At 46.8% G+C, this 15,466-nt stretch carries 11 protein-coding genes; 2 read left to right on the forward strand and 9 right to left on the reverse strand.

Features of this window, described 5'->3' with window-relative positions; genetic code table 11:
• Window positions 1-17 precede the first annotated feature (17 nt).
• The 8 genes from EQU24_RS14540 to EQU24_RS14575 all read right to left on the reverse strand — a co-directional run bounded on the left by EQU24_RS14540 (window position 18) and on the right by EQU24_RS14575 (window position 7,332).
• Window positions 18-839 carry an alpha/beta fold hydrolase gene (locus tag EQU24_RS14540; protein WP_017838802.1) on the reverse strand — a complete coding sequence of 274 codons (822 nt, stop codon included), beginning with the start codon at window positions 837-839 and terminating at the stop codon, window positions 18-20.
• Window positions 840-1,102: 263 nt separating this feature from the next.
• Window positions 1,103-2,254: a PQQ-dependent sugar dehydrogenase gene (locus tag EQU24_RS14545; RefSeq protein ID WP_017838801.1), complete on the reverse strand. Its 1,152-nt coding sequence runs from the start codon at window positions 2,252-2,254 to the stop codon at window positions 1,103-1,105.
• Between the two features lie 208 nt (window positions 2,255-2,462).
• Window positions 2,463-2,813: a four-helix bundle copper-binding protein gene (locus EQU24_RS23515; RefSeq protein ID WP_083877583.1), complete on the reverse strand. Its 351-nt coding sequence runs from the start codon at window positions 2,811-2,813 to the stop codon at window positions 2,463-2,465.
• Between the two features lie 275 nt (window positions 2,814-3,088).
• Window positions 3,089-3,367, reverse strand: coding sequence for a CsbD family protein (locus tag EQU24_RS14555; RefSeq protein WP_017838799.1), 279 nt, complete (start codon window positions 3,365-3,367; stop codon window positions 3,089-3,091).
• Between the two features lie 86 nt (window positions 3,368-3,453).
• The gene (locus tag EQU24_RS14560) at window positions 3,454-3,636 is read right to left on the reverse strand and encodes a CsbD family protein (RefSeq protein ID WP_014148984.1); all 183 of its coding nucleotides are present in this window, start codon (window positions 3,634-3,636) and stop codon (window positions 3,454-3,456) included.
• Between the two features lie 366 nt (window positions 3,637-4,002).
• Window positions 4,003-5,052 carry an AI-2E family transporter gene (locus EQU24_RS14565; protein ID WP_017838798.1) on the reverse strand — a complete coding sequence of 350 codons (1,050 nt, stop codon included), beginning with the start codon at window positions 5,050-5,052 and terminating at the stop codon, window positions 4,003-4,005.
• A gap of 1,046 nt (window positions 5,053-6,098) precedes the next feature.
• Window positions 6,099-6,890 carry an OmpA family protein gene (locus EQU24_RS14570; protein WP_017838797.1) on the reverse strand — a complete coding sequence of 264 codons (792 nt, stop codon included), beginning with the start codon at window positions 6,888-6,890 and terminating at the stop codon, window positions 6,099-6,101.
• 55 nt (window positions 6,891-6,945) lie between these two features.
• Entirely contained in the window at window positions 6,946-7,332 is a 387-nt protein-coding gene (locus EQU24_RS14575; RefSeq protein ID WP_083877582.1) for a DUF4398 domain-containing protein, read from the reverse strand.
• A gap of 1,519 nt (window positions 7,333-8,851) precedes the next feature.
• On the opposite strand from EQU24_RS14575, the gene tnpC reads away from it, so the two are divergent.
• Complete coding sequence (gene tnpC, locus EQU24_RS14585) at window positions 8,852-10,435, forward strand: IS66 family transposase (RefSeq protein WP_017838795.1); 1,584 nt, start codon at window positions 8,852-8,854, stop codon at window positions 10,433-10,435.
• Between the two features lie 40 nt (window positions 10,436-10,475).
• Here the strand turns inward: tnpC and EQU24_RS14590 are convergent, their stop codons facing one another.
• Entirely contained in the window at window positions 10,476-11,471 is a 996-nt protein-coding gene (locus tag EQU24_RS14590) for a sterol desaturase family protein (RefSeq protein WP_051056227.1), read from the reverse strand.
• A gap of 2,175 nt (window positions 11,472-13,646) precedes the next feature.
• On the opposite strand from EQU24_RS14590, the gene glgP reads away from it, so the two are divergent.
• Window positions 13,647-15,383 (forward strand): alpha-glucan family phosphorylase, encoded by a 1,737-nt coding sequence (gene glgP, locus EQU24_RS14600; protein WP_017838793.1) that lies wholly within the window; start codon window positions 13,647-13,649, stop codon window positions 15,381-15,383.
• Window positions 15,384-15,466 lie beyond the last annotated feature (83 nt).

Here is a 15,466-nt window from a genome sequence, read left to right on the forward strand (position 1 = left end):
CAACTTACCCTGTCCGCTCAGATGTCGAGAAAGGCAAGCAAGTCGGTATTCAGTTGTTCTTTATGTGTTTCGGCCAAGCCATGCGGGCCGCCTGAATAAACCTTTAGAGTCGCATTTTGAACAAGTTTTAACGACGCGTGCGCCGATGCGTCGATCGGTACAATCTGATCGTCGTCGCCATGGATAATCAAAGTCGGCCTATCGCATTTCTTGAGATCCTCGGTAAAATCCGTTTCGGAAAACGCCCTGATACAATCCAGTTGATTCTTGAGGCCGCCCTGCATGCCTTGCAACCAGAAGGCTTCACGCACGCCTTGGCTAGTTTTGGCGCCCGATCGGTTAATGCCGTAGAACGGCGCCGTGAGATCCATAAAGAATTGTGAGCGGTCGGCGGCGACGCCGCTACGAATATCGTCAAACACCTTGATCGGCAAACCAGTCGGATTATTGTCCGTCTTGACCATCTGTGGAGATACCGACCCTATCAGCACGACCTTAGCGACACGTTGACTGCCGTAACGACCGATGTATCGGGCAACTTCGCCGCCGCCGGTCGAATGACCTACCAAGGTAATACCGTTCAGGTCTAGGCTTTCAATAAGTTCCGACAAATCGTCCGCGTAAGTATCCATGTCGTTACCGTTCCATGGTTGACTCGAACGGCCGTGACCGCGTCTGTCATGCGCAATGCAGCGGTAGCCGTGGGATGCCAAAAATAACATCTGGCTTTCAAAGGCATCGGCGTTGAGTGGCCAACCGTGGCTGAAGAAGACGGGTTGTCCAGCACCCCAGTCCTTGTAATAAATCTCTGTTCCGTCTTGGGTGATAATAGTGCTCATGATGAGTTTTCCTAATCTGAGTGAGTTAAACAGTTATCGTCATTGTCGGACCTGATTAGCAAGATGCTTCAGCTTGCTGAAGCCAATTGTCCGAGCAGTGGCCAGTCGTAGCCACTTCTGCGGGACGGGTTATTTAACCCGTCCCCAACGTTTCGGTTTGCCCTAAATATTTCGGCTAACTTCGGCCAAAGTCAAAACGTTTAAGACGGGGTTGCAAAGCCCGATAGGCTCATACTGCGTCCGAGCCTTGCCAGTTGCTATTCTTAGTGCGCGGCTTGCGATCGGGTTGAGGCAGTAGCCGTGGTTGGCGGCGCCGTTACACGCCAGATAGTATTGCCGACATCATCAACGACCAGTAAAGCCGATTGTTTGTCGAGCGCAACCCCCACAGGCCTACCGTAAGCTTCACCGGCTTCACTAACAAAACCCGTCAATACTTCGATGGGCTCACCGAAAGGCTTGCCAACACGAAAAGGGATGAAGATGACCTGATAGCCGCTGCGTGGCTTGCGGTTCCATGAACCGTGCTGACCGATGAAAACCCCATTATCGAATGGCGCCGGCCAAATGGAACTTTTTGAATATGCCAAACCGAGTGAAGCGGTATGAGAACCCAGCGCATAATCCGGAACCCTTGCCTCAGCGACTAAGTCGGGCCGCTGAGGCTTAACGCGTATATCCACATGTTGGCCAAAGTAACTGTAAGGCCAACCGAAGAAGCTGCCATCGGGTACCGATGTCAGATAATCCGGAACCAAGTCGCTCCCGAGCTCATCGCGCTCGTTGACTACGGTCCAAAGCGCTCCGCCATCCGGCTCCCACGCAAGTCCATTAGGATTGCGCAATCCCGATGCGTAAATGCGGTAATTGCCGTTCCTAGGATCCACCTCCCAAATGGCAGCGCGACCGACTTCTTGTTCAATTCCACTTTCGGCAATATTACTGTTAGAACCCACTGTCACATAAAGCCTTGCACCATCTTCACTGGCCAAGAGGTTTTTGGTCCAGTGGTGATTGATTGGCCCAGCCGGCAGATCCAGAACCTTGGTGCCCGGTTGAGTGATTCGAGTTGCGCCTTCGGTATAGTGAAACTTCACCAGCGCATCCGTGTTCGCCACGTAGAAATCGTTGCCGACCAGCGCCATGCCGAACGGCGAGTTGAGTCCCTCGATAAACACCGTTCGTATTTCCGCTACACCGTCGCCATCGCTATCTCGCAGCAAGGTGATGCGATTAGCGCTCGGACTAGCTGCGCCAGCCTTTTTCATCGCCCGCTTCATCATCCAGCCTTTGATGCTCCAACTATCGTCGGACTGTTGCGGCGCATTGGTCTCGGCAACGAGTACATCTCCATTCGGTAACACATAGAGCCAGCGCGGATGATCGAGATTGCCGGCAAAGGCATTTACGGTCATACCAGGCGCCGGCACAGGTTTTATATTTGATGGCCAGCCCACAGCCTTAGCGATGTTTACAGTGGGAATCAACGTCGGGTTGGGTGGCGGTAATTGTGGATTAGGACCGATACCCGCAGAAATCGGCAACAGTGCCGACTCGCCGCATGCGGTCAGCACTGTCGTCATTACCGAGCATAAAAAAACTATCCTTGGATACCACATGGCCTTAATGCTGAGCGCTTATCATTTTCCGGCAACTGTCGGCACATGCTTGACACGCTTCAACACATTCGTCCATATCGCCGATTTCCTTGCAATCGGATGCGCACGCTTCGCAAATCTCGGCGCAAACTTCGTGGAGGCGATGCTGGAAACGAGAGCTACTCAGTTGGAAATTCGCCGAGGTCTGGCAAATCTCGGCACAGTTCATCATCAGACGGAAATGTTCGGCCTCGACGTGCTTTCCGCCGGTTTCCAGGCAATGATTCATAGCGGTTTGCAAGCAAACCTGATGGCAACGCGTACAAGTCTCTATGCAGGCTTGCATAGCGGAATCGGTGTGGGAAGATTGATGCATGGGATACTCCAAAGAAAAGTTAAATGAAAGTGTGTCGTCTTGATTGACACACTCCACGCTTTATGAAAGTTGTTTTATTTATATACCCTTCGTACTTGAAAATTCGGCAGCGACTAAGAAGGCTCCAGGCTGCTAGGCCGAATTTTGATCTTCGATGGGTATAAGCCAAAAAGGAATAGTAATATTGCCGATGAGCAAAAATCCGTTTTTGGAGAACTGATTAATCGCAGCAGGATTGATCAGGTCAGACGCTCTCTCATCAAAGCTGACATTATTTAATTGCCTTCCTTAATATCCTTTTTAATATCGCCATAGCCTTTCTGGATCTTGCCTTTATTCTTTTGAATATTTCCTTCTATCTCCATACCTTTGTCGTCCAGTAGCTTGCCGGTGCCTTCCTTGACTGTCCCCTTCATTTCTTCGACGCGGCCTTCTACTTGATCTTCGTTCATGGGGGCTTCAATTTTGCTATCTTCGGCATAAGCGTTTAAGGATAAAAGTGCCAAAATGAAACCAGCCGATAAAACGCTGAGTTTGTTGTGTGTATGTTTCATGATTATTTCCTGTAATAATGTTGGGAATCTTAGCGCCCTCGAACAGTTAGCCCGTCATTCAGGGCTCACTGCGCGATTCGGTATTTCTAGTTATCAGTCGCCTTCTTAACATCTTCTTTAAGATCGCCATAACCCGACTGAACCTTGCCGCGGCTTTCATCGACCTTACCTTCTAACTCCATATCCTCGTCATCCATGACTTTGCCACTGACCTTTTTGACTTTACCTTTGGCCTGTTCGACCCGACCCTTTACTTGATCTTTGTTCATGAGAGTTCCCGATAGTTGGTTGAATGGTTATTGAGCAATTTCCGAAGTTATTCCGGCGCTCGAATATAATCGTACTCATAATACTGAATACAGTCGGTACGTCACCGCACATTGAGTTTTATTATTAACGACTAGTGCTGGAAAAAAAGGGTAGGAGAGATAAGGTAATTGTTAAGACCTTGCATTTAAAACAAGTTGTAACTTTGCGTCCCCCTTTGAAAAAAGGGGATTGAGGGGGATTTATTTAAAAAATCTCCCCTAGCCCCTCTTTTTCAAAGAGGGGGACTGAATACTTACGGTGGATGTTTTCAATTATTACCGCATACAGCGTCTTATTTAAAACGCGGCAAGCGAATTCAATAATTGTTACCGTTGACTTGCGATATTTTCTTTTCCCAATATGTCCCAACACGTAACGAACAATGCCGCGATAATAGGGCCTAATACAAATCCTGTTAATGAAAACCAAGTTAATCCACCTAGAGTGGATACGAGTACCAAATAATCTGACATTTTAATATCTTTACCTATTAGCCGGGGCCTTAGAAAATTATCTATCGTGACAATAACTAAAACAAAGACTGATAATAATATGAGTGCTCGTATAGTTTCGCCCTGTAAAAATAAAATTAATGCAGCGGGAACCCAAATCAGAATGCTTCCTACGGGCAGCAAGGATAGAACGACCATGATCGTACCCCATAAAAAGGCCGTGGGAATACCAACAAACCAAAATACCAACCCTCCAATAACTCCCTCAATAACAGCCACTATTAATCCCCCTTTAACAGTACCCCTCGCTACGCTGGTAAAACGTTTAAATAACTCTATTTCTATCCTATCGCCTATCGGAATTAGTGAAATGAGTTTTCTTATCAAATAATGACCATCCCGTAACATAAAAAACAGCATGTAAAAAGTTAACGAAAATTGAACGATAATACTCAATATGTTCTGAGTTAATATGGGGACTTGTTGTGCTAAATATTTTACTGCTTGAGAGAATATGTCTCCTACTGCCGATCCCATTTGCTCAACACTGACAGCTTCAACATATGGAATCTTATTGAATATTGGTAAAAAAAGCTCGAGATTATCTTGAAAATAAAGCTGTGGATTTATTTCTCCGCTTTCAATTTTTTTATAAAAAGTAGTGCTTTCTTCCGCAATCATTAAGGTTATCGTTAAAATTGGAATGATAAAAACTATAATAATCACCACCAGGGTCAGAAGCACAGGCAGTATTTCGGTATTTTTAAAATATTGTTTGAACTTTTTATGAATAGGATCAAAAACTATAGCTAGAATGATTGCCCAAAAACAAGCTAATAAGAAATCCTTGATTAAAATAAAAAAAGACACCGTTACTAGCAAAATAAATATCAGAAATAAAATATATGGGGTATTCTTTTGCATTGAAGAAACCTGTGTCAAAGGGATCGAGTATTCAAACCTAGCTGGCAAAACAGGCAATTCAGATGTAATTATTCACATCTCGTCTATCATTCCCATGTTCCAGCGCTCAACTTTATACATAAGTTAAAAAGTAAGTATTCAGTCCCCCTCTTTGAAAAAGAGGGGCTAGGGGAGATTTTTTAAATAAATCCCCCTTTTTCAAAGGGAGATGCCAACAATACGCCTGGATTGCGGTAATTTGCCAACGAGGTCTGAATACTTACGCTAAAAATTACCCTTTTGCAATCTTAGCCAACGAGACCTCGATACTATTTATTGTCACTTAACGCGTAACTATTCAGACGTAATTATCCCCCCATAAGCGCAACTTAGCGTCTATCCTATGGTGCGTTTATGGCTTTATTTGCCATATCGGTATAGGTTGTTGATATCCATATTACATGAATGTGGTGCTACGCATTGCCATCCGTGGCCCTGGATTCCGCCAATCCCTGGCGGAATAACGAGCTCTTTCCTTAAGTTGGCGCTTATGATTATCCCCCCTTATCGTTCCCACGCTCTAGCGCTCATCGTTATACATAAGTCAAAAATTCTCTTTTGCAATCTTAGCCAATGAGACCTCGATGCCATTTATTGCCACCCAACGAAACCGGCTTCGAAATCGCGATCATGGGATCGCTCCCACAGAGCATTTATCGCCCGCCCCTGTGGGAGCGACGCCTTCGTCGCGACTGTCGAAGCCAATGACGATCAATATCCACAGATTTATCAAACATCAACGCTCCCAGTGATTCGATAAACTCTGTTCAGCAAGTGTACCGGCACTTATGTATATACCTTTCGCACTTCAAATTTCGGCAGTGCCTAAGGAGGCACCGGGGTGTCCGCGACAAAGGCTTTGCCAGCATGGAGCTGGCTAGAGCCTACATGGACATATTCACGGCGTCCTTTGGCGGACACCCCGGTGCCGAATTTTGATCTACGATGGGTATAACGATGAGCGCTCTAGCGTGGAACGATAATTGCCGGAGGACTGAATAGTTACACTAGCGTTCTTTAACGATGCCTGTTTCATCAGAGATGATTATTTCAACTCTGCGATTTTGTTGTCTGCCAGAGGAAGTTGCATTGGTGGCAATGGGATAAGTCTTGCCATAGCCAATAGCAGTCATACGCGCATCATCGATACCCGCATGCCGCAGTGCTCTGTGAACGGCTTCGGCTCGGCGTTCAGACAACTGCTGATTGTAAGAATCGGAACCGACACTATCCGTATGACCTTCTATGCTAACTGTTATTTCCGGATGTTGTTTTAGGAATTCAGCCAATTGACTAATTATTCTCATGCCTCCAGCTTTGACATTGGATTTGTCGTATTCGAATAATACGTCACCCATCGTCACAATCATTCCTCTTTCACTCGGTTTAGCCTTTAATTCAGCGAGTTGTCGAGCCAGGTCATCTGCTTCACGCGTGCGCGCCTTGATCTGAATTTGTTGTCTTTCTGTTTCAGCTTGAGCGATGAAATCTTTAGCAATGGCGGTATTGGCTTTTTCGCGGGCAATTTTAGTTTTGATCTCCGTCTTATAAGCTACTCTTTTGATTTCCTTATCTTTGGCACCGTCTTCAACCATCCATTTTAGTTTTGCTAATGACTCTTCGGCTTCAGCATGAGGAATGGGAGCCTTAGCTGCAACTAAAGGATCGGCATTGATTTCGTCAAAAAGTCTCTGCGCACTGACTAAGTCCGGATTAGGAGACGTTGATGCGCATCCGTATATTAATCCAGCAATACTCAGTACAGTAATAAACTTCAAGTCAGTGATTAACTGCTTCATGATAGATTCCTTATTAAATTATTGAATGACGTAAATGATGCAAACGGCCTGATGTTCAATAGGCCGGATGATATCTTTTAAGTTCTTCTTTTAAGATACGATTACCATCCTTGATCTCTTCAGCTGATTTCTGGACTTTTAATGCTTCAGCTTTTGCTTTAGCGAGCTCCCCTTCCAATTCTGCTTGAGCCGCTAAATTACGCGCTTTTTGGTAATCTTTATCATCCATAGCAGCCCGTGCGTTTTCAAGAGTTTGGCTTGCATTTCTAAGTTCGAGTGGTGCAAGTTGCCTTGCACCATCAGCCTCCGCCTCTTTGATAACATAAGAACTGCGCGTGATTTCTTCATGAGGCGGAACTCCAGCACAACCCAGGATAAACATAGAAACTCCAAAGGCTAGCCCGAGCTTAATTGTTTTTGTAACGCTTCGATAATTTTTCATATTAACAACCTCATTTTTGTTGTAGTTGGGCCTGGCAATTTAGCCGATGACAAGTTTAATTGGCGACACAAAGCATTTCTTAATACTGATGCAAGCCAGTGACCAACCGATTATCACATGCTAATAAATATTTCGCGCTTACCTCAAATCAATAAACCTTCACTGACATTATCTGAATCATCCTATGCTTAAAATTGCGAATAATATTAAAAAGTGAGGAAACGATTTCGCTAAAATGTAATATTTTATTTTTAATTCAGGCTCCCCAAAATTTCTCATTTATCGTAAGTATTCAGTCCCCCTCTTTGAAAAAGAGGGGCTAGGGGAGATTTTTTAAATAAATCCCCCTCAATCCCCCTTTTTCAAAGGGGGAGGCTAACAATTACGCCTGAATTGCGGTAATTTGCCAACGGGGTCTGAATACTTATCATTTATCACTTGCAATCGTAATTTTTATAACCCCTGCATTGTAATTATTCACCCCCCTATCGTTCCCACGCTCTAGCGTGGGAACGATAATTGCCGGGGGACTGATTAGTTACCCTGCATTTTAGACAAGCTATAACTTTGCCTCTCCGTTTGAAAAAAAAGATTGAGGAGGATATATTTAAATAATCACCCCATACCCCATATTTTTCAAAGAGGGGAACTGAATATTTACAAGTTGGATACTACTATATTACTTAGAATTTCTCTGTTCGTTATCGAACATAACATTCCAAATTTAAGGTTTGCTAAACATATGTAATGTATCTATTCAGTCCCCCGACAATTATCGTTCCCACGCTCTGCGTCACTGCCAAAGTTAAGGGAAGCCCGTCATTCCGCCATGGACTGGCGGAATCCAGTGCCATGGATGGCAAGCTTTTGAGGCAAAGTAGATCCTGGATACAAGCATTACTTAATTCTGTGATGGCTTAACTGGCTTCCCACTTAAGGCGGTACAAAAGCACTAAGGATTAACCGTTCGCCTTAAGCCCTTCGGCTGCGCTCAGGAGAGCCCTGTCGAAGGGTGGACGACGGTTAATCCGCCCATGGTTCGACAGGCTCACCACGAACGGATTAACCTTCAACTGTCCCGCGTTAAGTGAGTAGCCGCTTAACTTAATGGCAGTGACGCTAGAGCGTGGGAACGATAGGGGGGTGAGTAATTACTATACCTTTCGCACTTCAAATTTCGGCATTAGCGTATGGAGGCGTCGGGGTGCTAGGTCGATTTTTGCTCCTCGGCAATTGCTCCTGCATTGCCCTACTACACGCCATCCTTGGCGTAATGCAAAATCGACATTCACGCCATCCATGGCGCTCGCAAAGGCTTTGGCAGCATGGATGCTGTCATAGAGCCTACATGGACGTATTCACAGCGTCCTTTGACGAGCACCCCGACGCCGAAATTTGACGAGCAAAGGGTATACATGAGGCGAACAATTAGTAACTATTCAGACCCCTACTACAAAAATCATCCAATCAGTCATTAAAAAACTGTATTTTTAAGCCACCAAGACGTATTCTGTGCGCCATGCAACTGAGCGATCACGACCTAAACCAACTGGATGAAGACAAGCTTCTTGACTTGCCGGAAGAGGCTTTGCGTCGCCTTTCGATTCGTTTGCTCAACGATCTCAAGGAAGCACGCGAGCGCTTGAAGCAAAACTCGCGCAATAGCTCCCGGCCACCCAGTAGTGAAGCACCGTGGGATAAGGCGAACGATACAGCCAGTGATACCGATGCTATAGACGCTGGCGAAGACACGCCGGATCAGGAGGTGGATAACACATCTCCCGCGCCACCTGCTAAAGAATCCAAACAAGATTCTCAAACCGACTCGTCTCAAGCTTCGGATAATGTGCGTAAACCTGGTAAACAGCCCGGCGCGCAAGGTTTCGGCAGACAGCAAGTCCTGCCAGTGACTGACTATCAAGATCATCGTCCCGAGCTTTGCGCGTGTTGCGGTACTGTGTTCACGGCAAGTCAGCAAAAAGCGTATACCGCTTTTGATACTGTTGACCTCACCTGGGCTGACGCGAACGATCCGGGCTTGAGATTGATCACGACGCGGCATACCTATTATGAAGCGACGTGTCACTGCGTCCATGTGACGCGAGACGAACCGTATCGTCACGTGCCCCACGGCAGTTTGCCGAACGTCGTGTGCAGCGAATGGCGCCTGGTCGGGCCGGGTTTGGCCGCCTTGATTGTGTGTCTGGCCTATCGCATGCGACTATCCCGTGCGCGCATCCGCGAATTCTTGCAGGATTGGTTAGGTTTGAGTCTCAGTGTCGGCACGATCAACAACACCCTGCATGAAAGCGGCGCGGCGGCGATGCCGATCGAAGACGAACTCATCGAGGCGGTGGTCAACAGTCGATTATTGCATGTCGATGAAACATCCTGGATGGAACTGACGACCTTCTTATGGCTGTGGGTGTTCAGCACGGATAGCGTGACCGCTTACTGGATTGCCTACCGCAGCGCTGAATTGCTCGAGAACCTCTTGGGCGCGGATTACTTGGGCTGGCTCATGGGCGATGGCTACCAAACCTATCGCAGATACCCGAATCGTGTGCGCTGCTGGGCGCATCTGCTGCGCAAAGCCCAAGGGCTGGAAGAGAGTTTCGACCCTGTGGCCCGCCAGTTCGGCAAGCACACACTGGCGTTGCTGAATACGCTGATGAACGCGATTCGAGAGGCCCGTGTCGACCCACCCGACAAACCGTTGACGGAAACCTTTCAAGAAGCATTGGCGCTCTATCGAGCGCTATGCGAAAGCCTGCGCGAAGCAACGCATAAAAAGACGCGTGAGCTGGCCGGTGAAATGCTCAATGATTGGGAGGCGATCTTTCAGGTCGTTGCATCCTATCATTTGCCGTTGACCAACAACGAAGCCGAGCGGGCACTGCGGCACTGGGTGATTTTGAGACGCATCAGCTATGGCACGCGCACCGAGCAAGGCTCGCGGGTATTCGCCATTTTAATCAGCGTGATCGAAACCTGCCGTAAAAGACAGCAATCCCCTTGGCTTTATTTGGCTGTAGTCATTGATCATCAGCGGACCGGACGGCCGATTCCAAAATTACCACCAGTGGCCAGGGGGTCTGAATAGTTACAACAATTACGGCCAAGAGGTAAATACTTACCATTAATTACTCGAGGCAAAGGCGCTCCATGACCGAACGCCGGGTATATAATTTCCGGGCTATATCCTGCTCTGCTTCCAGCCAATCGTACATTTCATTACCCGGCTCAAAACCGCGTTTCTCGGCTTTAAAATAAGCCGCCTCGGCAATCATCGGCATGGTCTCCTGCCTTACATCAAAAGGAATTGCTTTGGGCCTCTGGGTTACACCGAACTTCAACAATTTTAAAAACGTCAACGGCGGCTTGCCATTGATGCCAATTTGTTTGGGCTCCAATTCGGCCAAGGTCCCGAACAGACGGTCCCAAATCGAAAACACCGCGCCGTAATTTCTGTCGTGTTCGACTCGAACCGTCGAATGATGGACCCGATGCAGATAAGGGGTAATAAACAAATACCCTAGGTTTTGTTCACGGGAAAATGCAATATTTGCGTGATGAAACATGACAAACAGCATCATCAATAATTCGTAAGCCAATACGCTGGCTTTATCGAAACCGAAAATGACTATACTGAGTACCTTAATCAGCGTTACCGCCAATATTTCCAATATATGCACACGGTATGCGGTTGAGACATTGAGATGCGGCTCGCTATGATGGACTTTATGAAATAACCATAAGCCATCAAAATCATGGCATGCCTTGTGCCAAAAATAAAATACCAAATCCAGCAACAGTAATGACAGAGCGGCTTTTATTGCCGCATTCGACATCCCGCTCAAAATTCCCGCACCGGAAAAATGTTCGGCGACGATTAGCAACGAAGCAATCGACATTATCGACAACACTAAACTGTTGAACAAAAACAATGTGATATTAACCCGGTAAGAGTTTTTCAACTCATGTGTCGGTAACTTTTTTCTAGGGCGATGCGTTTCGATGATGAACAAAATGATAAAAAACATCAATATTGAAAATCCCGCCAGATCGAATGAAGTGATCATCGACCAAACACCCACTGCATCAAAAAGATTCATGGAAGCATTCATTGTTAGAGTCATGACTTATCCTCACTGAAGTTACAAAAAATTGTCTAACAACCGGCTAGGATTACAACAATTCCCAGTTTGAGCATTTTTTGCCGGGTTTAGGGTATGAAGTCTGCCTGTCGTGGAATATCCTGTCCCTTGATTATCGAGATTGGATCCAGCGTAACTATTCAGTCCCCCCGACAATTATCGTTCCCACGCTCTGCGTCACTGCCATTAAGTTAACGGAAACTGGTCATTCCGCCATGGACTGGCGGAATCCAGTGCCATGGATGGCAAGCTTTTGAGGTGCATCAGAGCCTGAATACAAGCATTATTCATTTCTGTGATGGCTTAACTTAATGGCAGTGACGCTAGAGCGTGGGAACGATAGGGTGGGTGAATAATTACTCCCTTTTTAGTCTTAGGCGGTTTTTCAATCAAAAGGAAGTAATATGTAACATGTAATTGTTCAGACCCCTGCATTTAAAATAAGTTGGAACTTTACCTCCCCCTTTGAAAAAGGGGGATTTATTTAAATAATCTCCCCTAAACCCTCTTTTTCAAAGAGGGGGACTGAATATTTTACAGTAACATAACTTAACGAGTCTATTAATAACTATACTATGGCTTTGAACGCCATTTTTCTGGGACACTGTCCTCTGGAAACTTCTTAATAGATTGCTCAAAGTTTTGAGTAATTATGGATTGAAGAAACTTATAAATACTGGCCGGAAGAATGGCGGCATACCTACCTACTGATGCGATCAATTTATTCATATATTTGCTTTTATTGGATTGTTCATTAGTATTGATAGATACGAAAACATTAACCTATAATCAAGACTCACTGTAACTATTCAGACCCCCGGCAATTATCGTTCCCACGCTCTGCGTGGGAACGATAGGTTGGTGAATAATTACTTATAAATTGACATCCCCCTTTAAAAAAGGGGATTAATTTAATATATCTCCCCTCTCCCCTATTTATCAAAGAGGCGGGCTGAATACTTACTAGGAATCTGGTGCCAGTCTATTAAAAAACTTTCTAACAGTCGGTACGGTAGCGCACTTTGAACCCAATCAGTTTTTATATATTCAAGTTACAGTATTTCAGTAATCATTTAGCCCCCACCACTTGTAAGGTAAGTATTCAGACCCCGTTGGCAAATTACCGCAATCCAGGCGTATTGTTGGCATCCCCCTTTGAAAAAGGGGGATTGAGGGGGATTTATTTAAAAAACCTCCCCTAGCCCCTCTTTTTCAAAGAGGGGAACTGAATACTTACCTTGTAAGTATTCAGCCCTCATATACGCCAACTTAAGAAAATAACGCGTCATTCCGCCAGGAATTGGCGGAATCCAGGTCCAGGGATGGCAATGCTTAGCTTCACACTCATGTAACCTTGATATCGGCAATCCATGCCGTTATGACGAATAAAGCCACAAATACACCATAGTATAGGCACTAAGTTGGCGCTTATGACCGTTTAGCCCCCTATCTTGATATTTAAGCCATTGATTGTTATGTTCTATTTTTTGAGTGATCGCAGCATAAATTTAGGATGCCAAAACTATTAATCGATATTTTTCAATAACTTGGAATTATTCGCTGTTTGATCGTATATTATTTATACCCTTTGCTGGTCAAGTTTCGGCGCCGAGGTATCCGCCAAAGGACGCCGTGAATACGTCCATGAAGGCTCCATGCTGGCAAAGCCTTTGCGAGCGCCATGGATGGCGTGAATGTCGATTTTGCATTACGCCAAGGATGGCGTGTAGTAGGGCAATGCAGGAGCAATTGCCGAGGAGCAAAATCGACCTAGCACCCCGGCGCCACCTCGGGCACTGCCGAAATTTGAAGCGCGAAAGGTATAAATGGTAGCGAGGTCGAGCAGGGATAATGATGTCGACCACAGACTTGGCTTTGTCGTACTGTTGCGAAGACGGCTAGCATACGCGGCCTTTGTCAATTCTATGTGCGTTAGCGAACAGAAAATCGCCACCTTTTTACGGTTAAATTGAAAAAAAATGTGCGGAAGTGGCGTCCATAGTCTATTCATAATCTATTGGCACCGTAATTTTGCGAACTGGTGGTAGGTTTATATGGCAATAAATTGCTCTAGAGACAGGCACCACGGAACATTGAGCCGGCACGTTCGAAATTCACTTCCATCAATAAATTAGAATCTTCTAAGAGAGCCTTGATATGAGCATGTCACAGCAATTCAAAATCGAATTGGATAGCGTTAGGGACGAGGCACGGATAGCCTATTTCTCAATGGAGATTGCTCTGCACCCTGCGATGCCGACTTACAGCGGCGGATTGGGAATTCTTGCCGGCGACATGATCCGCGCCGCCGCCGACCGCGAACTACCGATGGTGGCAGTCACGCTATTGCATCGCAAAGGTTATTTTTATCAAAGACTCGATAGCGGCGGCATGCAGACCGAGGATTCCGTTGAATGGGTGGTCGAGGATTTTCTCCAAGAATTTCCGCAACGGGCCGCGGTCTCGATAGAAAACCGGACGGTCCATTTGCGTGCCTGGCGTTATGAGGTTCGCGGGTGTACGGGCGGCATAGTGCCGGTTTATCTTCTGGACAGTGATCTTGCGGAAAATGCGGAATGGGATCGTAGCTTAACGCATTGGCTGTACGGCGGCGACCAGCATTACCGACTGTGCCAGGAAGTCGTGCTCGGTATGGGGGGCGTGTCTATGCTGCGCGCACTCGGACACCATGGCATTGAGCGCTTTCACATGAACGAAGGTCATGCCAGTTTGTTACCCATCGCGCTGCTGGACGAACAAGCCGAACGAGCCGGTCACGATCGTGTCACTCAAGAAGATGTCGAAGTGGTGCGCCGGCATTGCGTGTTCACTACCCATACACCGGTACCCGCGGGTCATGATCGCTTCCCGTCCGAGCTCATCAACCAGGTGTTGGGCCGCGTCGAGACCGAGGCTATGAAGGAAGTATTGCTGTGGGACGACTATCTCAATATGACCTATCTGGCGCTCAATCTGAGTCATTATGTCAACGGGGTTGCCAAGAAACATGCCGAAGTATTGCGGCAAATGTTTGCTCAGTACCGCATCGATTCGATTACCAATGGCGTACATGCAACGACCTGGACCAGCCCGCCGTTTCAGGCCCTGTTTGATCAGCATGTGCCCGGTTGGCGCGAGGATAATTTTACGTTGCGCTATGTCTTGGGCATTCCACCGCAGGAGGTGTGGCAGGCCCATGATCAGGCTAAACGCCAGCTGATCGACCACGTCAATCGTGTTACCAATGTGGGCATGGATGCCCAAGATTTGACGATAGGCTTTGCTCGCCGGGATGCGACTTATAAACGTGGCGACCTGATATTTCGGGATATTGAACGCTTAAAGGCCATCTCCGCCGGCGTCGGCCGTTTCCAGATCATCTATGCCGGTAAGGCCCATCCGCAGGATCAGCAAGGCAAGGAACTGATTCAGCGCATCTATCAGGCGCGGGATGCGTTGAGAGGCTATGTCAAAATTGCTTATCTGCCCAATTACGATTGGCCATTGGCGCAATTGATGACGGCCGGCGTGGATATTTGGCTGAATACCCCTCAACCGCCGCTTGAGGCATCCGGTACCAGCGGCATGAAGGCGGCCCTCAATGGCGTGCCCAGCCTGAGCATATTGGATGGCTGGTGGATCGAAGGTTGTATCGAAGGCGTTACCGGCTGGGCAATCGGTGAGTTACCGACCTCCGTTAGCTTCGAAGAGGAACGGTCGGCTCGGGATGCAGCGGCGTTATACGACAAGCTGGAGCAAGTAGTCGTTCCTTTGTTTTATCATGACCGCGAACGCTTCATCGATGTAATGCGTCACACGATTGCGCTCAATGGCTCGTTTTTTAATACTCAGCGCATGGTGTTGCAATACGTCACCAAAGCCTATATCCACTGACTGTAGGAACATCATGAGAGCGATTGTAATCACGGTGGTCCTCGATAGACACATCCCATGCCTTTTATTCTTAGACGGTTTTT

This window comes from Methylotuvimicrobium buryatense (genome assembly GCF_005931095.1).
Lineage (GTDB): Bacteria > Pseudomonadota > Gammaproteobacteria > Methylococcales > Methylomonadaceae > Methylotuvimicrobium > Methylotuvimicrobium buryatense.

Coding starts and splice junctions, on each gene's coding strand:
- EQU24_RS14590 (WP_051056227.1), bottom strand. CDS start 11,471: ATGACTCTAACAATGAATGCTTCCATGAATCTTTTTGATGCAGTGGGT.
- EQU24_RS14545 (WP_017838801.1), bottom strand. CDS start 2,254: ATGACCGTAAATGCCTTTGCCGGCAATCTCGATCATCCGCGCTGGCTC.
- EQU24_RS14570 (WP_017838797.1), bottom strand. CDS start 6,890: ATGAAGCAGTTAATCACTGACTTGAAGTTTATTACTGTACTGAGTATT.
- glgP (WP_017838793.1), top strand. CDS start 13,647: ATGAGCATGTCACAGCAATTCAAAATCGAATTGGATAGCGTTAGGGAC.
- EQU24_RS14555 (WP_017838799.1), bottom strand. CDS start 3,367: ATGAAACATACACACAACAAACTCAGCGTTTTATCGGCTGGTTTCATT.
- EQU24_RS14540 (WP_017838802.1), bottom strand. CDS start 839: ATGAGCACTATTATCACCCAAGACGGAACAGAGATTTATTACAAGGAC.
- EQU24_RS14560 (WP_014148984.1), bottom strand. CDS start 3,636: ATGAACAAAGATCAAGTAAAGGGTCGGGTCGAACAGGCCAAAGGTAAA.
- EQU24_RS23515 (WP_083877583.1), bottom strand. CDS start 2,813: ATGCATCAATCTTCCCACACCGATTCCGCTATGCAAGCCTGCATAGAG.
- EQU24_RS14575 (WP_083877582.1), bottom strand. CDS start 7,332: ATGAAAAATTATCGAAGCGTTACAAAAACAATTAAGCTCGGGCTAGCC.
- EQU24_RS14565 (WP_017838798.1), bottom strand. CDS start 5,052: ATGCAAAAGAATACCCCATATATTTTATTTCTGATATTTATTTTGCTA.
- tnpC (WP_017838795.1), top strand. CDS start 8,852: ATGCAACTGAGCGATCACGACCTAAACCAACTGGATGAAGACAAGCTT.